Source organism: Morganella morganii H1r (assembly GCF_000633515.1).
GTDB classification, from domain to species: Bacteria; Pseudomonadota; Gammaproteobacteria; order Enterobacterales; family Enterobacteriaceae; genus Morganella; species Morganella morganii_B.
Genome location: NZ_AYMP01000016.1, coordinates 36381 through 58332, shown reverse-complemented (window position 1 = coordinate 58332; position 21952 = coordinate 36381). Strand labels below are relative to the sequence as shown.

Genomic DNA, 21952 nt, shown 5'->3' with positions numbered 1-21952 from the left:
ATTTTTTTTCTTTAAAAATAAGAGACTGAATGCCACGTGCTTAAAATAAATTTAAATTTCGGACAGACTCAATTATGAAGCAACTACTAGACTTTATCCCCCTGGTTATCTTTTTTGCCATATATAAAACCGTGGATATCTATTACGCCTCCGGTGCCTTAATTGCCGCGTCTGCGGTGGCGCTGGCTGTCCGCTGGTTCATGTATAAGCATCTGGAGAAATCGGCTGTTATCACCTTCGTGATTGTCGCCATCTTCGGTACCCTGACCATCGTTTTCCATGACCCGCAGTTTATCAAATGGAAAGTGACGATTATTTATGCCCTGTTTGCTCTCGTATTACTGGGCGGTCAGTTTATCTTCGGTAAACCGCTGATTCAGAAAATGCTGGGCAAAGAGCTGACCCTGCCGCCTCAGGTCTGGCAGCGCCTGAATCTCGCCTGGGCTCTCTTCTTTATCGTCTGCGCGGCGGTAAACGTGTATGTCGCATTCTGGTTATCAATGGATACCTGGATGAACTTCAAAGTGTTTGGCCTGACCGCAGTAACGCTGGTATTTACCGTTGCCAGTGTGGTATATATTTACCGTCATCTGCCACGGGAAGAAGAAAAATAATAAAATCAACCGGATATCGGCTTGTTTCTGCCGCTGTCCTTTTTCGTTAAACGGATGTAAGTGTTTCTCATGACTCAACAACAATGTTTACCTAACGGGGAACTGGTGCTGCGCACCTTAACCATGCCGACAGACACCAATGCCAACGGGGATATCTTCGGCGGCTGGCTGATGTCGCAGATGGACATCGGCGGTGCTATCCTGGCAAAGGAGATTGCACTGGGCCGCGTGGTGACAGTCCGTGTGGACGGCATCACCTTTCTGCGCTCTGTGGCAGTCGGTGATGTGGTCTGCTGTTATGCGCGCTGCCTGAAAACCGGAAATTCATCCATGACGGTCAAAGTCGAGGTCTGGGTGAAAAAAGTGGCTACCGATCCTATCGGTGACCGCTACCGAGCAACAGAGGCTGTCTTCAGTTATGTTGCTGTGGATGCTGATAACCGCCCCCGCCCGCTGCCTGACGGAAAACGTCATTTTCAGTTAGACAGCAGTAACAGTGATTTAAAATAAGCGTTTCATACCGGCCACTCTCCTGAGTGGCCGTTTTGTCTGCCGGGATAACGCGCAGGTTACCCGCGACACCGGCGCCCGGTAATAGTATCATTGCCGCAAATCTCTCTTTTTATTTAATCCGGAATTTTCATCGTGACCTCATTTGCTGAACTTAATGCACTTCCCGCAGAACAAATTACCAACCTGAATGAACTGGGTTATCTGACCATGACCCCGGTTCAGGCCGCTGCATTACCGGCTATTCTCGCGGGTAAAGATGTCCGTGCGCAGGCCAGAACCGGCAGCGGAAAAACCGCCGCATTTGGTCTCGGGCTGTTACAGCATATCGATGCCGGACACTTTATGACTCAGGCTCTGGTTCTCTGCCCGACCCGTGAACTGGCCGATCAGGTTGCCGGGGAACTGCGCCGGCTGGCGCGTTATCTGCCGAATATCAAAATCCTGACCTTATGCGGCGGCGTGCCGTTCGGTGCCCAGCGCGATTCCCTGATCCACCCGCCGCACATTATTGTGGCAACTCCGGGCCGTCTGCTTGATCACCTGAGCAAAGACACACTGCACCTTGATGCTATCCGCACCCTGGTGCTGGACGAAGCTGACCGTATGCTGGATATGGGCTTTGCTGATGATATTACTGATATTCTTTCCCGTACCCCGGAAGAACGCCAGACCCTGCTGTTTTCCGCCACCTGGCCGGATGAGATTGCTGCCGTCAGCCGCCGTTTTCAGCGCGATCCGCAAACCATTGAAATCAACAGCACCGATGAGCTGCCGGCGGTTGAGCAGCAGTTTTATGAAGTGTCGCGGCGCGGAAAAACGGAGCTGTTACAGAAATTACTGAGCCGCGAACAACCGGCATCCTGTGTGGTGTTCTGTAATACCAAAAAAGATTGCCAGGATGTGTATGACGCCCTGGAGAGCAGCGGACAGAGTGTTCTGGTGCTGCACGGTGATATGGAACAGCGTGAGCGCGACCAGACGCTGATCCGCTTTGCCAACGGCAGCAGCCGTGTACTGGTTGCCACTGATGTGGCGTCTCGCGGACTGGATATCAAAGCCCTTGAGCTGGTGATCAACTATGAACTGGCGTGGGATCCGGAGGTGCATATCCACCGTATCGGACGTACCGCCCGTGCCGGTGAAAGCGGGCTGGCGATCAGCCTGTGCGCACCGGAAGAAGCGGTCCGTGCAAACGCACTGGAAGAAATACTGCATATGAAACTGAACTGGCAGCCAATCCCGGCCGGGCTGCGTATCACTCCGCTGGATGCGGCAATGGCGACACTCTGCATCGACGGCGGCAAAAAAGCCAAGATCCGCCCCGGAGATATTCTCGGCGCAATGACCGGTGATATGGGACTGAACGGTGAGGATATCGGCAAAATCGTGATCCAGCCGATGCATGCTTATGTCGCGGTACGTCAGGGTATCGCGCAGCAGGCACGCAAACTACTTCAGCAGGGTAAAATCAAAGGCAAACCTGTCAGAGTCAGACTGCTGAAATAATTTTAAAGGATCGCATTTCCCGTCAGCGGATGATATCTCTGTTTTGTATCCGGCCGGCCTTCTCAGGCCGGCTTTATTCCACCTGCATCTCAGCGTGCTGCTGAGGTATTTTTTTGTTAAAGGGTCTCTGTATGTCAGCGCTGTTTAACGCTTTAGTCTCTGATTCTGTCGTCTTATTTGTCGTTACCTTTATTTTATCGGTCAGCTCAGCCTATGCCGGAAAATACCTGTTCAAAAAACGTCACGGTAAGACTGAATTAGCGGATGATGAAACCAAAATTGTTCTCGGTGCCGTATTATCTCTGCTGGGTTTATTAATCGGCTTTTTACTGACGATTTCTATCGGCGGCTATAATAACCGCGAACAAATGGAAGAAAACGAAGCTATTGCCATCGGTAATGCATTTCAGCGGGCACAATTATTGTCCCCGGAAAATAATCTGCGGGCAAATACTCTGCTTAACACGTATATTAACGCACGTATTGATTTTTTTAACGGCGGTTCACAGGCAAAAAATGAAAAATGGCGGGATATCTCCCTTGAGGCTCAGTCCTCTCTCTGGGAAATTGCTGCATCTGAAGCCCGTACGACCCCGAATCCGGTCATTGCCTCTGTACTGACAGCATTCAGTGATCTCTATGTTTCCGAAGAAAAAACCATGGCCAGCTGGCGCTATCAGATTCCGGGAGCTGCCTGGATATTACTGGTTCTGTTTGCCGTCAGTGCCAATGTGCTGATCGGGTATAATATCCGCGGACTGCGCGGCAGCAATATGATGATTTTAATTCTGCCGCTGCTGACAACGATGGCACTGTTTATGATTGCCGAAATCGATATTCCGGGTGAAGGGGTTATTCATGTGATACCGGATAACCTGGTGAATTTACGCGCTGATCTTTTTCCGGCAAAATAAAACAGCAACAAAAAACCCGGCATTTTTATGTGCCGGGTTTTCTTATTTTATCTGATCACTGAATCGTGGTTTTACCGTCGATCCGGAAAATAATGGTTGTTGTCATGCCTTTCTTCGGCTTTTTCTCGTAACGCCATTTACGCATTGCATTACGGACTTCACGTTCAAACATATTTTTCGGTGATGCTTCGATAATATCAATATTCTGAATACGGCCATCCGTATCAACATCAAATCTGACCCGCACCTTCCCTTCTTTGCCGAGGCTGCGTGCCCGTGCCGGATAAACCGGATCGGAACGGTGTAACGCTCTCGGATCACCACCGCCAACATCACTTTGTCCGGCAGAGGCGACATTTCCCGCGGGACCTGCGGGGGCTTTTTTCACGGCCTGCTGACCATCCGGCGTACCGCTGAACAGTGGTTTATCGGATACCGGTGCTTTGGTTTCTGCCGGTTTTACAGCTGGTTTCTCAACTTTTTTCTCTTTTTTCGGTTTTGGCTTTGGTTTTTTCTCAACCGGTTTCTTTTCCACCGGTTTTTCAATAACCGGCTTCACGACCGGCTCCGGTTCCGGCTCGGGCTCCGGTTCTGCTTCGGGTTCCGGCTCAGGCTCAGGTTCAGCCACCGCAGCTGCCGGTGCAGGCGCAAATGCCGTCATTTCCACCATCAGCACCTTAGGTTCGTCCGCAACCTCCTTGTTTATGTTGTAGTAAATCGCTGCAGCCACAGAGGCATGCAGACAAAGAGAAATGAGAATTGGCCAGCTGATCCAGCGAAAAATAGGCATAATCGATACAATCTTATAAGCAGCTAATAATGACAATGGTCACTAGTGTAAATGCAAATAGCAATCAATTTCAACACGAAAGACGCAACCATTGTCACTTATCGTGCGGGTGGTCACTTCTTAGTGGCTTAATTCAGCCTGAGCAAACAGCAGCGAACGGCGCTGTCTCGCGATATCCAGCTTACGCAGGGCGAAAATCCGGATGTTCCGCCGGGACTGGCTTTCCAGCCAGCGACGACGACGACGGGTTGCCTGCCGTAACATACGCCAACGTGCAACTTCCGGTCTGCTGTGTCTCATAACTAAACCCTTTTTTAGACTGTGTGAAAAAAATACGCTAATAATAAGGGCAATTATTATAAACTGCCTGACACAATAACCAACCGCTTTCCCGCAATATCTGCAAACATCGGCAGAAAAAAGTGGTTAAACTGACTTAAATCACAAATATAGCAGCATTACAGATGGCTTTCTGATACATTTTCCGATGAAGTATCAATCAGATCCTGTGCCTGTTTTGTCTGCAAACCTTATTCTTAGGGAAAGATAATACCTATGTCGACATTTTATACGCTGTTATATTGGCTGAGTATTCTTTTCTACTGGCTGCTGGTGGCCGGTATCTCTGTCCGCGTGATGTACAAACGCCGCCCGGTGACATCTACCATGACCTGGTTACTGATCATCTATATTCTGCCTTTTATCGGAATAATCGCTTATCTCGCTTTCGGTGAACTGCATCTCGGCCGCCGCCGGGTTGAGCAGGCAAAAGGAATGTGGCCGTCCGTTTCCGGCTGGGTCGAAAATCTGCGTCAGTCAAAACACATTTTCGCCACTGAAAACAGCACCCAGGCGACCCCGCTGTTTCAGCTGATCGAACACCGCCAGGGTATTCCCGGGGTAAAAGGTAACCAGATTCAGCTGTTTACCACCTGTGAAGACTCATTGCGCCAGATTGTCAAAGATATCGATAATGCAAAACACAGCATTGATATGGTGTTTTACATCTGGAAGCCGGGCGGTGATGTGGACAATGTCACCAATGCCCTGCTCGCCGCCGCAAAACGGGGTGTAAAATGCCGGATAATGGTTGACTCCGCCGGCAGCTGGCACTTCTTCCGGCATGATTATCCGAAGATGATGCGGGATGCCGGGATCGAATTTGTCGAAGCACTGCCGGTGAATGTTCTGCGTTTCGCCCTGCGCCGGATGGATTTGCGCCAGCACCGGAAAATCGTCACTATCGATAACTATATTTCCTACACCGGCAGTATGAACATGGTGGATCCGCGCTATTTTAAACAGGATGCCGGTGTCGGTGAATGGGTTGATATTCTTGTCAGGATGGAAGGCCCTGTCACCACTCTGTTCGGTATTATCTACGCACTGGACTGGGAAATGGAACGCGGCGAACGCCGGTTACCGCCGCCGCCGGACGATATTGAAATGCCGTTTGAAAAAGACAGCGGTCATACCGTCAATATTGTGGCTTCCGGGCCGGGTTTCCCTGAAGAGCTGATCCAGCAATCCCTGATGACGGCTATTTTTGCCGCGCAGGAACGTCTGACCTTCACCACGCCGTATTTTGTCCCGAGTGATGACCTGATGCATGCCATCTGTACCGCCGCCATGCGCGGGGTGCGTGTTGCGATTGTGATGCCGCGCCTCAATGACTCATTCCTCGTCCGCTGGGCAAGCCGCGCGTTTTATACCGAACTGCTGGAAGCCGGTGTGGAAATTTATCTGTTTGAGGATGGTCTGCTGCACACGAAAAGTGTCCTCGTGGATGACCAGCTCAGTATGGTCGGCTCTGTAAACCTGGATATGCGCAGCCTGTGGCTCAACTTTGAAATCACCGCCGTTATTGATGATGAAAGTTTTGCCGGTGATCTGAATATTGTCCAGAATGACTATATTTCACGCGCAACCCGTCTTGATTACACCGAGTGGGAAAAACGTCCGCTGACAAACCGGGTTCTGGAGCGGTTATGTTATTTCTTCAGTCCTCTGCTGTGATAAACTGACCCTCTTTATTATCCCCGCCGGTATGACACGGCGGGGGATCACCGGAATGTAACCTGACCTATGAGTACCTCTCTGCCCCGCCGCCTCAGCGAGCAAGAAACTATTGAAATGGCCTATGACCTGTTTCTGGAACAGGCAATGGATAATCTTGATCCGGCAGACGTTCTGCTGTTCAACCTTCAGTTTGAAGAGATCGGCGGCGCCGAAATTGTTCCGGCCGGCAGTGACTGGTCAGAGTTTGCGCCCTTTCTGGCGCAAAACCCCGCATGTGCTGAAGTGGTTATCGGCCTGGCTCCGGATGAAAATGCTGATATCGACCAGATTTTTGCCCGGGTACTGATTTCCCGTCATTTTACCGGCTCACCGGAATACGCCGTCCGCTGGCGGGAATAATTTTTCCGCCGGTCACACTTTCAGCAGCGGCACTTTTCCCGTCTTGCAATTAATGACCTTGTGATAATGTCAATTTCAGCGGGATCCTCTGCGGCACCCGCCCGTAATGCAATATTCCAATTGCTGATAATTCTGGCGTTTTCCGCCAGCCCGGAATGGGCAGTCAGCCGCCCCTGCGCCGTCAGCCAGGCTGCAACGGCCGCCCAGTCCCATAACGGGGATTGCCCGCGCAGCCGCTGTACCGGCCCCGGAAATGTTCCCGGACCACGCGCGCCATCTTTGAGTAACGCGATTGCCTGACGTGACATGCCGGTCAGTTCTGCAATATCACTCAGGCCGACAAGCGCGGAATCCACCGATTCCACCCTGGCATTCACACCGGCAGTCTCCGCATCTTCCACCGCCGTGCGGATTGCACAATCCAGCGACGGTGCTTCCCGGTCAAATTCCAGATAGACCGATTTGCCGTAAAAACAGAGTAATGCATCATCACAACCACCTGCAAATAAGGCATCCTCCAGATTCTCTGTATCCGCTGTCACACCGGACAGCGTCAGCGTAAAATTATACAGTGCCATCATTTTCCCCTTTCCTGCTGCCCGTTTTCACTGACAGGTATCCACTTTTCGTCTGATCTGTTTTGCATGGTTTTCCGGATTCTGCGGTGTTGACCAGACACTCATCTGATGCTGCCGGTGCTCATCATACGGTGACCCGCACCGTAACCGGCAGAATGCATGTGAGGAATTCCCCGGCGCAATCCATATCCATCCCTGCAACAGTGCATATTCAATCGCAGACTGAATATGTTTATCCTGATGTTTCTTCATTACCTGTATCTACTGTAGTTTACATGTTGACACACGTCAACATCTGTTATTGACATACCTGAAAACCGGCTATGCTTTTTAATAACGGAATCAGTAGGCTGCCTGCAAGGCCGCGAAGTACGCTCTGTCAGATTTTGCGGCTGATGCGGAAAAGCAGTATGTGAAAATGTAAAAAAAGCGCCCGTTCCGGGCGCTCTGTCTCAAAAATAAGATTAACGGCTTTACCGTATTTACAGCGGATCAACCTTCAGGCAGGAAACCGCATGGCGGAAACTGCCTTCCAGCAGCGGCCGGGTTCTTGCACATTCGCTGTCCGCCAGCGGGCAACGGGTGCGGAAAACACACCCGGACGGCGGATTAATCGGTGACGGCAGTTCCCCTTCCAGCAGCTGAATCGTTTTATTCTGCTCTTTGTCCGGATCAGGCACCGGCACCGCAGACATCAGCGCCCTGGTGTACGGATGCAGCGGATTGTGATATACCTCGTCATAGGTGCCGAGTTCCACCGCGTGGCCGAGATACATCACCAGTACACGGTCAGAAATGTGTTTTACCACCGCCAGGTCGTGAGCGATAAAAATAAGGGACAATCCCATCTCCCGCTGTAATTCTTTCAGCAGGTTCACCACCTGAGCCTGGATAGACACATCCAGCGCTGAAACCGGCTCATCACAGATAACCAGTTTCGGCTCGAGGATCAGCGCTCGGGCGATACCGATACGCTGACACTGTCCGCCGGAAAACTCATGCGGATAGCGGTTCACCAGGTTCGGCAGCAGCCCGACTTTCATCATCATAGCTTTGACTTTGTCTGTCACTTCCGTCTTACTCATTGACGGATAATAGGTGCGCAGCGGCTCTGCAATAATATCGCCGATAGTCATACGCGGGTTAAGTGACGCCAGCGGATCCTGGAAAATCATCTGGATGTCATTGCGGACATTGTGCCAGTCTTTTTCGCTCATTCCGCACAGGTCTTTACCCAGCCAGGTTACCCGCCCGGCAGTGGATTTTACCAGGCCGATAATCGCACGGGCAAACGTGGATTTCCCGCAGCCGGATTCCCCGACCACCCCGAGTGTTTCCCCTTCATACAGACGGACAGTCACGCCATCCACCGCTTTCAGGCTTTTGGCCGGCTGCCAGAACCATTGCTTATTGTCTCTGATGGAAAAATGGACTTTTAAATCTTCAATTTCCAGCAGAACCGGACGTTCTGAATGTGTCATTATGCCAACTCCTCTGCAGTTCTGAAGCAGGCACGCAAACGGCCCTGAGAAAATGCCTGTAACGGCGGCTCATGCCGTGCGCACTCGTCTGTCGCATACTGACAGCGAGGGCGGAACGGACAACCCGCCGGGAGACGCAGCAGGTTCGGCGGGTTGCCCGGAATCGTGGCGAGCTCACTGTCTTCCGGCCCGTCAAGGCGCGGAACCGCCTTAAGCAGCCCGATAGAGTACGGGTGTGACGGATGGTAGAACACATCACGCGCCGTGCCGTATTCCATGGTACGTCCGGCATACATCACCAGCACCTTATCGCAGATACCGGCAACGACACCGAGGTCATGGGTGATCATAATAATCGCGGTGTTGAATTCATTCTTCAGCTCATTGAGCAGTGTCATGATTTGCGCCTGAACCGTCACATCCAGCGCCGTGGTCGGTTCATCCGCAATCAGCAGCTTCGGCTTACACAACAGCGCCATGGCAATCATAACCCGCTGACGCATTCCGCCGGAGAATTCATGAGGATACATATTCATCCGTTTGCGGGCTTCCGGCATTTTCACCGCATCCAGCATCCGGACAGATTCCTCAAAAGCATCGTGAGAACTCAGACCTTTATGCAGCATCAGTACTTCTGTCAGCTGTTTACTGACTTTCATGTACGGGTTGAGTGAGGTCATCGGATCCTGGAAGATCATGGAAATTTCTTCCGCGCGCATTTTGTTCAGCGCTTTCTCTTTCAGATTGAGAATTTCACGCCCGTTGAACACCGCAGAGCCGCTGACCACACCATTGCGGGCCAGCAGTCCCATCAGCGCAAACGCCGTCTGTGATTTTCCGGAGCCGGATTCACCGACAATCCCGAGTGTCTCTCCCGCCGCCAGCGAAAAATTAAGTTTGTTCACGGCGGTGACATCACCGTCCGGCGTTTTGAATGTTACGTTCAGGTCGTTAACCTGTAATAACTGAGTCATTGGCGGCCTCCTCAGCGATCTTTCGGGTCAAGGGCATCACGCAGCCCGTCACCGATAAAGTTGAAACAAAACAGAGTCACCACCAGGAATGCTGCCGGGAACATCAGTAACCAGGGCGAAACTTCCATTGAGTTAGCACCGTCATTGAGCAGCGCGCCCCAGCTGCTTAACGGCTCCTGTGTACCCAGCCCGAGGAAGCTGAGAAAGGATTCAAACAGGATCATACTCGGCACCAGCAGCGAGGCATAAACCACCACCACACCCAGCACGTTCGGGACAATATGACGCAGAATGATATTGCGGGTCGGCACACCACATACTTTCGCCGCTTCAATAAATTCTTTGCTCTTCAGGTTCAGGGTCTGACCGCGCACAATACGCGCCATATCCAGCCAGGAAACCATACCGATAGCCACAAAGATCAGAAAAATATTCTGACCAAAGAAGGTCACCAGCAGGATGACAAAGAACATAAACGGGAAGGAGTTGAGGATTTCCAGCACGCGCATCATGAAAGAGTCAGTTTTGCCGCCGACATAGCCGGACATCGCGCCGTACAGTGTTCCCACCAGCACTGCGACCAGCGCTGCCGCCAGTCCCACCATCAGCGAGATACGCCCGCCGATAGCCACACGCACCAGCAGATCACGGCCGGAGGAATCGGTACCAAAATAGTGGCCGCTCTCCGTATCCGGTGCTGCGGACATCATGCCCCAGTCGGTATCGTCATACGCGAACTCCGACAGCATCGGCATAAAAATCACAAACAGGGTAATTAAAAACAACAGACACAGACTGGTGATCGCGGCTTTGTTATGCATAAAGCGGCGGCGGGCATCCGCCCACAGGCTGCGTCCTTCGACATCAAGCTGCTCCGTGAAATTTTCCAGAGCTTCGCGGTTTTTTTCATTCGGTAACATAGCGTGCTCCGGGACTAATAACGGATTTTCGGATCGATAACGGCATACAGCACGTCAACGATACAGTTAAAGGCGATGGTCAGTGTGCCGACCAGGATGGTCAGACTCAGCACCAGTGAGTAATCGCGGTTCAGCGCGCCGTTGACAAATAACTGCCCCACGCCCGGCAAACCGAAAATTGTCTCAATCACCATTGAACCCGTGATAATCCCCACAAATGCCGGTCCCATATAGGAAACCACCGGTAACAGTGCCGGGCGCAGCGCATGCCGCCAGACAATCTTACGCATCGGCAGACCTTTCGCCCGTGCGGTACGGATAAAGTTGGAGTGCATCACCTCAATCATGGAGCTGCGCATAATACGGGAGATACTGGCAATATACGCCAGTGACAGCGCAACCATCGGCAGAATGATATTGCTGAGCTGCCCGCCGTTCCAGCCGCCGCCCGGCAGCCAGTGCAGATGGATGGCAAAGATAAGCACCAGCAGCGGTGCCACCACAAAGCTGGGGATAACCACCCCGGTCATGGCAAAGCCCATGACGGTATAGTCCCATTTGGTGTTCTGGTTCAGTGCGGCTATCACACCGGCACTCACCCCGACAATCAGTGCCAGCACAAACGCCGCCAGCCCGAGTTTTGCGGAGACCGGAAATGCGGAGGCGACCAGGTCATTCACCGAGTAATCTTTATATTTAAAGGAAGGCCCGAAGTCCCCCTTTGATAACTGAACTAAATAATCAAAATACTGAACGTGAATCGGATCATTAAGATGGTATTTGGCTTCAATATTCGCCATCACTTCCGGCGGCAATTTACGCTCACCGGTAAATGGACTGCCCGGAGCCAGACGCATCATAAAGAAAGAGATGGTAATTAACACAAAAAGCGTCGGGATCGCCTCGAGTATACGGCGAAGAATAAACTTAAACATTGCCCGTTCCTATACAGTACCCGCTCCCGGGGTACACACTACACAGGCCGCCCTTCGCAGAGCGGCCAACCGTCGGTATTATTTTTTAATCATATATAAGTTTTTGGTGTGGAAGTGATCCAGCGGATCTTTTCCGGTATAGCCACCCACATACGGTTTCACTAAACGGGTACTGACATAGTAATAGACCGGCACAATGGCAGAGTCTTTATCCAGCTGAGCTTCCGCCTGCTGATAGATCTGCGCACGTTCCGCATCGGTTTTCACCTGAAGGGATTGCTTCATCAGCTTATCAAACTCCGCACTCTTATAATGCGGGGTGTTGGTGCTGCTGTAAGAAAGAACCATATTCAGGAATGAAGACGGTTCGTTATAATCCGCACACCATGCGGCACGGGCAACATCATAAGTCCCCTGATGGCGGGTATCGAGGAAGGTTTTCCATTCCTGGTTAACCAGCTGGACTTCCGCGCCGAGGTTTTTCTTCCAGATAGACGATGCCGCGATCGCCATTTTTTTATGCAGATCAGATGTGTTATACAGCAGGTTAAATTTCAGCGGATTATCTTTATTAAACCCGGCTTCCTCCAGCAGTTTGCGTGCTTTTTCGTTACGCTGATCCTGCGTCATATTCGCGAACCACTCAGGCTCTTTGGCTGACATACCATCCGCAAACGGTGGTGTGAAACCAAATGCCGGGGTATCACCCTGTGCTTTGACTTTGTTGACCATAATGTCGCGGTCAAGGCTCAGTTTCAGGGCTTCACGGACTTTCGGGTTATCAAACGGCGCTTTTTCGTTATTGATTTCGTAGTAATAGGTACACATATACGGCGAAATGCGCAGTTCGTCCGGAATTTCTTTTTTCAGCTTCTGGAACAATTCAATCGGCAGGTTGTTATAGGTCATGTCGATTTCACCGCTGCGGTAGCGGTTAACATCGGTAACTTCGGAAGAAATCGGCAGGAAACGGACATTATTGATAACGGTTTTTTCGTTATCCCAGTATTTCGGGTTGCGGGTCAGTTCGATTTTTTCGTTAACCACCCAGTCTTTCAGGGTGTATGCACCGTTACTGACATAATTGCCGGGCTGCGTCCATTTATCACCGAACTTCTCAACAGTGGCCGGATGCACCGGAGACATGGAATTATGCGCCAGCAGTTTCGGAATGTACGGTACTTCTTCAGAGAGAGTCAGTTCAAGGGTTTTATCATCCAGCGCTTTGATACCCAGCTCTTCCGGTTTTTTCTTCCCGGCGATAACATCATCAATATTTACCACGTGAGCATACTGGAGATAACTGGCATACGGTGATGCGGTATTCGGATCAGCCAGGCGGCGCCAGCTGTAAACGAAGTCCTGCGCGGTGACCGGATCACCGTTAGACCATTTTGCATCTTCGCGGATTTTAAACGTCCAGACTTTAAAATCTTTATTTTCCCAGGAGATAGCTGAACCCGGCAGAATTTCACCACCCGGCCCTTCCAGGGTAATACCTTCCATCAGGTCACGGATAATATTCGCTTCCGGCACCCCTTCCACTTTATGCGGATCCAGTGACTGCGGCTCAGAGCCGTTATTGCGGATTAAATCCTGCTTATCTGCCAGCTGAACACCGGCCGGTACATCCGCAGCAAACGCCTGTGTACCAATTCCCATCCCCATAGCTGCGACCACACTGAGTGCCAGCAGTGTTTTTTTCGTTGAATTAACCATCTTACATAAACTCCCCATTGACGAATGTGTTTTGCGTTTGTTGCGTTTTTATCAGGTGCTTTTCGTTTTAACTGCCGCACCTTCATTTTTTTCGCACTCTGTGAGTGCAAATTTTTTATTATTAATGTGTTTCTACCATATATAAGCGCTTAATATCCATATAATCAAGCGGGTCATTGCCGCTGATACCGCCGACTGATGGTTTTATCAGCCGGACACTCACGCGATAATAAACAGGAATTAATGCAGAGTCCTGATCTAACTGAGTTTCTGCCTCCTGATAAGCGGATTGACGTGTTTTTTCATCCGTTGCCAGTAAAGCGCGCTGCATTGCGCTGTCAAACGCGGTATTTCGGTAGAAACTGGTGTTATTACTGCTGTCTGACAGAAAAATGTTCAGAAACGAGGACGGCTCATTATAATCCGCGCACCAGGTCGCCCGGGCGACCTGATAATTCCCTTCATGACGGTTCTGATTGGATGTTTTCCATTCCTGGTTTTTCAGCACCACTTTCGCGCCGATATTTTTCTGCCACATGGATGCGGCGGCAATTGCCTGCTGTTTATTCTGATCGGACGTGTTATAGAGCAATTCAAAGGTCAGCGGATTTTTTTCACTGTAACCGGCGTCTTCCAGCAGTTTGCGCCCTTTTTCATTGCGCTGTTCCTGTGTCAGGGATGCCCAGTCCGGTGTGGTAAAATGGCCGCCGTTAATATAATGCGGTGTAAAACCAAACGCAGGAATTTGCCCCTGCCCCATGATTTTATGAGTAATAATATCGCGATCCAATCCCAGTTTAACGGCTTCGCGCACTTTCGGGTCAGTAAACGGTGCCGCCGTATTATTTATCTCATAATAGAACGTGCATAAATACGGGGAGATCCGCACCTGAGCCGGTATATCTTTTTTCAGTTTGGCAAATAAAACCGGCGGAACCGCACTGTTGGTAACATCAATTTCACCGGCGCGGTAGCGGTTAATATCACTGGTTTCTGACTGGATCGGCAGAAATGTTGCCTGTTCAATCACGCTTTCTTTATCGTTCCAGTATGCCGGGTTGCGTTTAAGCACCAGCCGTTCATTCACATTCCATGCGGAAAGTGTATATGCGCCGTTACCGGTAAATTTTCCGGCAGATGTCCATTTATCACCAAACTGTTCAATCGCCCCTTTCGGTACCGGTTTCAGTGCGGTATGGCTCAGCATATCCGGAAAATACGGCACCGGCTGAGTCAGCTGAACCTGAAAAGTTCTGTCATCAATCGCTTTGACACCGAGGCTTTCCGGCGGTTTTTTACCGCTGATAATGTCATCGACATTTTCGACATAGGCATAATGCAGGTAGCTGCCGTACGGTGATGCGGTTTTCGGATCAGCCAGCCGCCGCCAGCTGTAGACAAAATCCTGTGCGGTCACCGGCGAGCCGTCACTCCACTTCGCATCCGGCCGCAGTGTGAATGTCCAGATGCGGTTATCCGGGGACGACCAGCTTTCCGCCACCCCGGGCACGATATGACCATCACTGTCAGTAGAGACCAGCCCTTCCAGCAAATTAAGAATTATATTGGATTCCGGCACCCCTTCCACTTTATGCGGATCAAGTGATACCGGTTCAGTACCGTTATTGATAACAATAACCTGTTTTTCCGCCAGTTTGGTTCCCGGCGGAACCTGTGCCGCCCATGCGGAATAAGAGAATGCACTCAGCAGCAGCGCCTGCGTGAGGAAAACAGTCATAGTGTGTTTTTTCATCTTCCGTCCCTTCTGAATAACACCTGTTAAATGAACAACGTGATTAAAAAATCGCAAATGCTTTATTTATAAGTGCCGTCAGCGACGGGTTTCGCCTGTTTTCCGGTGCTGTTTTCCGGTCTGATGTACATTTTCCGGGGCAGTGATTGTTTTTATCTGCAAACAGTGCCGTTCTGCCGCTGAAATAAAACATTAACCCAAGACTGCTTATGATCCGGCTGTTTTGCTCAGCCAGGGATAAAAAGTAAACATTTAATTAACAAAAAGCAATTTTTCCAGATAAAAACCCTGCCTCTATCACAATTTTAACTGATTAAATATTAACAACCACTTAAAAAACAACTGTAAATAAAAAGAGTAAAGCAAAAAATTTCACTGAAATATCAACCTGGTGAGCACTGAAAATAATGGATTGACGGTAAATATAGTTTCTGTTGTTTATTTAACCACCTTTATCTGTTATACCCGTTTATTACTGAACGACACGGGTTAGCGTATCCGCCCGTACAGCGCCATTTTTAGTGTGATTTTTTATGAGCTGATAACCCGTTGTTATATTACTGCTGTTTTTCCGCTTTTTTTGCCGGTGAAATCTCCCGGTCAGCAATTTCAGACTATGATTAGTTTTGTCTATAACCAAAAGTTATAAACAAGCACGTAACAGACTTTGCAAAACAGCGCTGTTTTTTTTAACGTGTCAGTATTACAAAAATCAATAACACCGCGTTTCAGGGGAAATATATGAAAAAAATATATCCGGCAGCGTCACTGGCTCTGCTCTTTTCCGTCTCCGCATTTGCCGCCACACCACCGAATACCCTCATTGTTGTCCAGAGCCTGGATGATATCGTCAGCCTGGATCCGGCTGAAAGTAATGAACTGTCCAGTATCCAGACTGTTCCCAGCTTATATCAGCGTCTGGTGCAGCCGAACCGTGATAATCCGGAACAGCTTGACGCAATTTTACTGGAAGACTGGCAGGCCGATGCTGCCAATAAAACCCTGACTGTCCGGATTAAAGAGAATGCAAAATTTGCCTCCGGCAACCCGGTGCGCCCGGAAGATATTATTTTCTCTTACCAGCGTGCTGTGGTCATGAATAAATCGCCTGCGTTTATTCTCAATATTCTCGGCTGGAATAAAGAGAATATCGGGCAGCAGTTTGAAAAAACCGGCGACCGCACCCTGAAAATAAAATGGAGCGCAGATATCAGCCCGGACGTGGCACTGAATCTGTTATCTACCCCGATAGCCTCGGTGGTGGATGAAAAACTGGTGACACCGAATATTAAAAATAATGACTTCGGTAATGCCTGGCTGAAAATGCACTCTGCCGGCAGCGGTGCTTATTCTCTGAAAGTCTATCAGCCGAACCAGGCAATTGTGATGGCTGCCAACCCGAATGTCTCCACCGGCGAGGCCAAAATTCCGTCCATTATTATTAAAAACGTGCCGGACCCGGCTTCCCGCCGTCTGCTGATTCAGCAGGGCGATGCAGATATTGCCCGTGAACTGGGTGCTGACCAGACTGCGGCACTGAAAAACAGCGCCGGGGTGCGGGTGGAAAATATTCCGTCCGCCGAGCAGGATTATATGGCATTCAACACCGGCAACAGTGCTAATCCGTTGCTGAAAAACCCGGCATTGTGGGAAGCGGCCCGTTATCTGGTCGATTATGAAGGCATTACCCGCGATTTACTGAAAGGTCAGTATTTTATTCATCAGAGCTTCCTGCCGGTCGGTTTACCGGGCGCACTGGAAAATAACCCGTATAAATTTGATCCGGCCAAAGCCAGAGAGATTCTGGCAAACGCCGGGATTAAAGATGCCCATTTCACCCTCGATGTGGAAAACAAACCACCATATATCACTATCGCCCAGTCACTTCAGGCCAGTTTTGCTCAGGGCGGCATCAAAGTGGAATTGTTGCCGGCGGCAGGCAGTCAGGTCTATTCCCGCGTACGGGCACGCCAGCATCAGGCAGCCATCCGTTTCTGGATCCCTGACTATTTTGATGCCCATTCCAATGCCAGCGCCTTCGCCTTTAATGACGGCAAGAGCAGCACCGTTGCGTGGCTGAACGGCTGGGATATTCCTCAGTTATCACAAACCACACTGAAAGCCGTGGCCGAGCCGGATAAAGCCAGACGTGCGCAGATGTATACCGCCATGCAGGAAGAGTTACAGCGCAGTTCTCCGTATGTCTTTATGGCACAGGGACAAAACCAGGTGGTACTGCGTGATAACGTGAAAGGCTATCAGCAGGGACTGAACGCAGACATGGTGTATTACGACAGAGTCACCAAATAACCTGCTGATTTTCTGTTTATCACCCCGTCAGTACTGCTGACGGGGTTTGTGTGTTTTGTTTTTATTCAGGAACTGCTGTATGTCCGATATTTCCCCTGCCGGAACCCTGTTTCGCCATACCCTGCGTGTGACGCTTCAGGGCGTTTTCACTCTGGCACTGACACTGCTCGGGTTACTGGTGATCACCTTTGCATTATCGGCTCTCTCCCCGGTTGACCGGGTATTGCAGATTGTCGGCGATCACGCCAGCCATGAGACCTATGAGCAGGTACGGCTGGAGCTGGGGCTGGATCAGCCCGTCTATATTCAGTTCTGGCATTACGCGGAACGCCTGCTGCACGGCGATCTCGGCATGGCCTCCTCGATGGGACAGCCCGTGCTCGACGGCGTGCTGACCACCCTGCCCGCCACCATCGAACTGGCAACACTTTCACTCCTGATCGGCGCTTCGCTCGGCATCCTCTGCGGCGTGTTATGCGCCCGTTATGCCGGTACGCCGTTTGATTTTATCATCCGCACCCTGACCCTCCTCGGCAACTCGGTACCGGTTTTCTGGCTGGGACTGCTGATGCTGCTGTTGTTCTACGCCACGCTGCAGTGGAGCCCCGGTCCGGGGCGGCTGGATGATATCTATCAGTATACCGTCGAGGCAAAAACCGGTTTTGTGCTGATCGACACCTGGCTGGCAGATGACCCCGGCGCATTTACCAATGCGGTGGCACACCTGATCCTGCCGGTATCGCTGCTGGCTTATTTTTGTCTGGCGGGGATCACCCGGCTGACACGCGCCGCCTGTCTGAGTGAAATGAACAAAGAGTATGTCACGCTGGCCCGCGCCAAAGGCAATACCGACATGCAGGTGCTGTTCCGCCATGTGCTGCCGAATATCCGGGGAACACTGATCACCGTTATAGCACTGGCCTACACCGGAATGCTGGAAGGTGCGGTACTGACCGAAACGGTCTTTTCCTGGCCCGGTATCGGCCGTTACCTGACCGCCGCTTTGTTTGCCGGGGATACCACTGCTGTGATGGGCGGAACCCTGGTGATCGGTATCTGCTTTATCTTTATTAATAACGTGACCGATATGATTGTGCGTTTAACCGATCCGCGGGTGAAATCATGACATTACTACCGAAAATCCGCCGATCTCCGTCCGCGCTGACGGGCACCCTGATTATTTTATTTCTGCTGCTGGTGGCCCTGTTTGCGCCGTGGCTCGCTCCCTATGATCCGGTATTGCAAAACCCGGCACAGCGCCTGCTGGCACCGGATGCACAACACTGGCTCGGAACCGACAGCTACGGGCGTGATGTGCTCTCCCGCCTGATCTACGGCACCCGCCCGATGTTTGGTCTGGTTGCGCTGGTTGCCGCCATCACCCTGCCTGCCGGGTTATTAATCGGCATTCTGGCCGGATTTTACGGCCGCTGGGTGGAAACGATTCTGATGCGCTTTACCGATATTGTCATGTCGATGCCGCGCCTGATCCTCGCGTTTGCCTTTGTTGCCATTCTCGGCCCGGGGCTGATTAACGGCGCGCTGGCACTCGCCCTGACCTCCTGGCCTGCCTATGCCCGCCAGGCACGCAGTGAAATCCGCCATCTGCGCAACAGCGATTATCTGGCCAGCGCGGAAATGCTGGGGATCCGTGGTCTGCGTCTGCTGTGGGGGCACATTCTGCCGCTCTGTCTGCCGTCAGCGATTGTCCGGCTGGCGCTGGATCTCGCCACCATTATCCTGGCAGCAGCAGGTCTGGGCTTCCTCGGGCTGGGCGCACAGCCGCCGATGGCGGAATGGGGTGCCATGATTGCCGATGGTATGCAGGTTATTTTTGACCAGTGGTGGATAGCTGCTGTTCCCGGCGCAGCCATTCTGATTGCCGGTATGGCATTCAATCTTCTGGGTGATGGTTTACGGGATATTATGGAGCCGCAACATGACTGAGCCGCTTATTTGTGTCCGTAATTTGTGTGTGGATTATCCCCGCGCACAAGTGGTGAAAAATGTCTCCTTTACCCTTGGACAGGAGCGGCTGGCGCTGGTCGGGGAATCCGGCTCCGGCAAATCCATGACCGCCAGGGCGCTGATGGGGCTGGTGCGCAAACCGGGGATGGTCAGCGCAGATACGCTGACATTCGGTCAGACGTCCCTGTTGTCTCTGCGGGAAAAACAGTGGGCGGCACTGCGCGGCAATGACATTGCCATGATCATGCAGGATCCGCGCTATGCACTGAATCCGGTCAGAAATCTGTATCAGCAGATTGAGGAATCTCTGCTGAGCCATCAGACACTGAACAAATCTGATCGCCGCGACCGTGTTTTTGAAATGGCCCGTGCCGCCGGGTTATCAGAACAGGCGCTCTCCCGCTATCCGGGGCAGCTTTCCGGCGGTATGGGACAGCGCGCCATGATTGCGATTGCGCTGATCAACAACCCGTCAGTCTTAATTGCCGACGAACCGACCTCCGCTCTGGATGCCCGGCTGCGCCACCAGATTCTGGAGCTGATTGTCAGCCAGTGTGAGGAACGCCGGATGGGGCTGCTGCTGATAAGTCATGATTTGCCACTGGTCGCGGCCCATTGTCAGCGCGTGATGGTGATGTATCAGGGTCAGCAGGTGGATGAACTGCCCGCCGCACAACTGCCGCAGGCAACGCATCCTTATACCCGCACATTATGGACCTGCCGCCCGGATGCACAGACGTACGGCACCGATTTGCCGGTATTGGATCGCACCGCCCTGCAGGCGTTACTGACTCAGGAGACACATCATGCCGGAAAATAATTCAGCACCGATTATTGAGGTTAATAACCTTTCCGTCAGCTTCGGACAGCGGCAGGTGGTTTGTCAGGCCGGTTTTCATCTCAATGCCGGAGAGACGTTCAGTCTTATCGGTGAGTCCGGCTGCGGAAAATCCACCATTTTGCGGGTGATCGCCGGATTGCAGCGGGAATGGCTGGGCGGTGTGCAACTGCTGACACAGCATATCCACCCCGGCCAGCGGTATAAGGGAGCTTTGCGCCGCAATGTGCAGATGGTCTTCCAGGATCCTTATGCGTCTCTGCATCCGTTCCATACCATTCACCGGGCACTTTCCGAACCATTACGCATTCACCGTGAAAATGATATCGACAGCCGGGTGGCAGAGGCCATTGTATCTGTCGGGCTGCCGCCGGATGTGGCACAGCGTTATCCGCATCAGCTCTCCGGCGGGCAGCGCCAGCGTATTGCCATTGCCCGCGCCCTGATGCTGCGCCCGCAGATCCTGCTGCTCGATGAACCGACATCCGCACTGGATATGTCCGTTCAGGCGGAAATTCTCAATCTGCTTAACCACCTGAAAACCGCCCACGGCATGACCTACCTGCTGGTCAGTCATGATGCGGATGTGGTGGCCCATATGTCAGACCGGGCGGCATTTATGGCGAACGGGAAGATTGAACGGGAATTTGATCGCGCCGCCTTGCTGCGCGGCGATCACCGGATGGAGAACTGATAGAGGTAAAAACGGGGCCATTGGCCCCGTCTGATAATAATGAACTGCGTGATTATGACAATAATCCCGGAAAACTCATTTTCATGCCGGTAATAATCAGTTCGATCCCTAAAGACATCAGCATCAGACCCATAATACGGGTCACAACGTTGATACCGGTTTGTCCGAGATATTTCACCCACAGTCCCGCCGAGCGGAACAGCAGCCAGCAACAGAACGCAAACACGATGCTGGTCAGCGCCAGCCCGAGAAAGTTCTGCCAGCCCTGCCAGCGGGCACTCCAGACCACACAGGAACTGATCGCCCCCGGTCCCGCCATCAGCGGCAGCGCCAGCGGCACCACGCCGATATTATCGCGGATCGCCGTTTCCGACTGCTCCTGTTTGTTCTGCTTATCTTCCCCCAGCTTACCGCTGATCATGGACATGGCAATGAGGACAATCAGTGTTCCCCCTGCTATCCGGAAAGATTCGATGGAAATACCGAACATAATGAGGATCTTATCGCCGACCAAAAGTGATGTGCACAAAATCACGGCCACCGAAAAGTTCGCAATCATGTTGGTTTTATTGCGCACTGCGGCAGTCTGATAATTTGTCATGCTCATAAAGACCGGCAGAATACCGACCGGGTTAACTAAGGCAAATAAGCCGACAAAAAATTTTAAATAACCGGAAAAATCCAGCAACGTGTTGCCCACAAAGGATCCTCAGCCTGATGATAATACAGTGACAGCCGCTGATAATAACAGCAGACTATCGCCAGATAGTTGTAATAATTATAAATGTGATTATTAACACAGACATCATACCGTTGAATGTGCAGGAAAAGGAATTGCTTTGCGCAGAATATTTTCCGCTTCCCGCTGACCCGATACAGTTATATTGCCTTATTTCTGCCTGAATTTCAGACAATCATCAGTTCTTCTGTGAAATTGAAACCCGATATCATTCCCGTCATGGTGTGATGTTCCCGTTTTGACCCATGCTGAATGGTGTCAGCTTGATATATTTGTGACCCGGATCAC

At 51.4% G+C, this 21952-nt stretch carries 22 protein-coding genes; 11 read left to right on the top strand and 11 right to left on the bottom strand.

The genetic code is table 11. The features are described 5' to 3' along the window. Positions 1-74: 74 nt before the first annotated feature. From U868_RS0109650 to U868_RS0109635, 4 genes are all read left to right on the top strand, one after another. The gene (locus tag U868_RS0109650) at positions 75-614 is read left to right on the top strand and encodes a septation protein A (protein WP_004239196.1); all 540 of its coding nucleotides are present in this window, start codon (positions 75-77) and stop codon (positions 612-614) included. Between the two features lie 69 nt (positions 615-683). After that, the gene (gene yciA / locus U868_RS0109645; RefSeq protein ID WP_004238167.1) at positions 684-1124 is read left to right on the top strand and encodes an acyl-CoA thioester hydrolase YciA; all 441 of its coding nucleotides are present in this window, start codon (positions 684-686) and stop codon (positions 1122-1124) included. A gap of 135 nt (positions 1125-1259) precedes the next feature. Then, on the top strand, positions 1260-2633 hold the full coding sequence (gene dbpA, locus U868_RS0109640; protein ID WP_025153105.1) for an ATP-dependent RNA helicase DbpA: 1374 nt from the start codon (positions 1260-1262) through the stop codon (positions 2631-2633). Positions 2634-2764: 131 nt separating this feature from the next. Then, complete coding sequence (locus U868_RS0109635) at positions 2765-3547, top strand: hypothetical protein (protein ID WP_025153104.1); 783 nt, start codon at positions 2765-2767, stop codon at positions 3545-3547. Between the two features lie 55 nt (positions 3548-3602). Here U868_RS0109635 and U868_RS0109630 read toward each other — a convergent pair whose 3' ends face one another. Continuing rightward, positions 3603-4337, bottom strand: a complete 735-nt coding sequence (locus tag U868_RS0109630; protein WP_025153103.1) for a TonB family protein — start codon at positions 4335-4337, stop codon at positions 3603-3605. Between the two features lie 120 nt (positions 4338-4457). Next, positions 4458-4637 (bottom strand): YciY family protein, encoded by a 180-nt coding sequence (locus U868_RS0109625; RefSeq protein ID WP_015422737.1) that lies wholly within the window; start codon positions 4635-4637, stop codon positions 4458-4460. A 255-nt stretch (positions 4638-4892) separates the two neighbouring features. Here U868_RS0109625 and cls point away from each other — a divergent pair, with 255 nt between their 5' ends. Together cls and U868_RS0109615 are read left to right on the top strand one after the other, a co-directional pair. Further along, positions 4893-6353 (top strand): cardiolipin synthase, encoded by a 1461-nt coding sequence (cls, locus tag U868_RS0109620; RefSeq protein WP_025153102.1) that lies wholly within the window; start codon positions 4893-4895, stop codon positions 6351-6353. Positions 6354-6422: 69 nt separating this feature from the next. Next, on the top strand, positions 6423-6755 hold the full coding sequence (locus tag U868_RS0109615; RefSeq protein WP_025153101.1) for an HI1450 family dsDNA-mimic protein: 333 nt from the start codon (positions 6423-6425) through the stop codon (positions 6753-6755). 20 nt (positions 6756-6775) lie between these two features. Here U868_RS0109615 and U868_RS0109610 read toward each other — a convergent pair whose 3' ends face one another. The 8 genes from U868_RS0109610 to U868_RS0109570 form a co-directional block, all read right to left on the bottom strand. Continuing rightward, positions 6776-7333 (bottom strand): helix-turn-helix transcriptional regulator, encoded by a 558-nt coding sequence (locus tag U868_RS0109610; protein WP_025153100.1) that lies wholly within the window; start codon positions 7331-7333, stop codon positions 6776-6778. Positions 7334-7360: 27 nt separating this feature from the next. Then, the gene (locus U868_RS0109605) at positions 7361-7585 is read right to left on the bottom strand and encodes a hypothetical protein (RefSeq protein WP_025153099.1); all 225 of its coding nucleotides are present in this window, start codon (positions 7583-7585) and stop codon (positions 7361-7363) included. Positions 7586-7815: 230 nt separating this feature from the next. Further along, on the bottom strand, positions 7816-8814 hold the full coding sequence (gene oppF, locus U868_RS0109595; protein ID WP_029990959.1) for a murein tripeptide/oligopeptide ABC transporter ATP binding protein OppF: 999 nt from the start codon (positions 8812-8814) through the stop codon (positions 7816-7818). Next, positions 8814-9788, bottom strand: coding sequence for an ABC transporter ATP-binding protein (locus U868_RS0109590; RefSeq protein ID WP_025153097.1), 975 nt, complete (start codon positions 9786-9788; stop codon positions 8814-8816). The genes oppF and U868_RS0109590 overlap by 1 nt, the downstream gene beginning before the upstream one ends. 11 nt (positions 9789-9799) lie before the next feature. Continuing rightward, a complete protein-coding gene (oppC, locus tag U868_RS0109585; RefSeq protein WP_025153096.1) occupies positions 9800-10708 on the bottom strand; it encodes an oligopeptide ABC transporter permease OppC in 909 nt (302 codons plus the stop codon). Positions 10709-10722: 14 nt separating this feature from the next. Further along, entirely contained in the window at positions 10723-11643 is a 921-nt protein-coding gene (oppB, locus tag U868_RS0109580) for an oligopeptide ABC transporter permease OppB (protein ID WP_025153095.1), read from the bottom strand. Positions 11644-11721: 78 nt separating this feature from the next. After that, positions 11722-13362: an oligopeptide ABC transporter substrate-binding protein OppA gene (gene oppA, locus U868_RS0109575; protein WP_025153094.1), complete on the bottom strand. Its 1641-nt coding sequence runs from the start codon at positions 13360-13362 to the stop codon at positions 11722-11724. 121 nt (positions 13363-13483) lie between these two features. Next, positions 13484-15115 (bottom strand): ABC transporter substrate-binding protein, encoded by a 1632-nt coding sequence (locus U868_RS0109570; protein ID WP_025153093.1) that lies wholly within the window; start codon positions 15113-15115, stop codon positions 13484-13486. 741 nt (positions 15116-15856) lie between these two features. On the opposite strand from U868_RS0109570, the gene U868_RS0109560 reads away from it, so the two are divergent. The 5 genes from U868_RS0109560 to U868_RS0109540 all read left to right on the top strand — a co-directional run bounded on the left by U868_RS0109560 (position 15857) and on the right by U868_RS0109540 (position 20925). Beyond that, positions 15857-17425 carry an ABC transporter substrate-binding protein gene (locus tag U868_RS0109560; RefSeq protein WP_025153092.1) on the top strand — a complete coding sequence of 523 codons (1569 nt, stop codon included), beginning with the start codon at positions 15857-15859 and terminating at the stop codon, positions 17423-17425. A 79-nt stretch (positions 17426-17504) separates the two neighbouring features. Next, a complete protein-coding gene (locus U868_RS0109555) occupies positions 17505-18551 on the top strand; it encodes an ABC transporter permease (protein ID WP_025153091.1) in 1047 nt (348 codons plus the stop codon). Next, positions 18548-19372: an ABC transporter permease gene (locus U868_RS0109550; protein WP_004238189.1), complete on the top strand. Its 825-nt coding sequence runs from the start codon at positions 18548-18550 to the stop codon at positions 19370-19372. The genes U868_RS0109555 and U868_RS0109550 overlap by 4 nt, the downstream gene beginning before the upstream one ends. Continuing rightward, positions 19365-20213, top strand: coding sequence for an ABC transporter ATP-binding protein (locus tag U868_RS0109545; protein WP_025153090.1), 849 nt, complete (start codon positions 19365-19367; stop codon positions 20211-20213). The genes U868_RS0109550 and U868_RS0109545 overlap by 8 nt, the downstream gene beginning before the upstream one ends. Continuing rightward, complete coding sequence (locus tag U868_RS0109540) at positions 20200-20925, top strand: ABC transporter ATP-binding protein (protein WP_029990956.1); 726 nt, start codon at positions 20200-20202, stop codon at positions 20923-20925. Before U868_RS0109545 ends, U868_RS0109540 begins: the two co-directional genes overlap by 14 nt. A 52-nt stretch (positions 20926-20977) precedes the next feature. Here the strand turns inward: U868_RS0109540 and U868_RS0109535 are convergent, their stop codons facing one another. After that, a complete protein-coding gene (locus U868_RS0109535) occupies positions 20978-21625 on the bottom strand; it encodes a YchE family NAAT transporter (protein ID WP_025153088.1) in 648 nt (215 codons plus the stop codon). Positions 21626-21952: the final 327 nt, after the last annotated feature.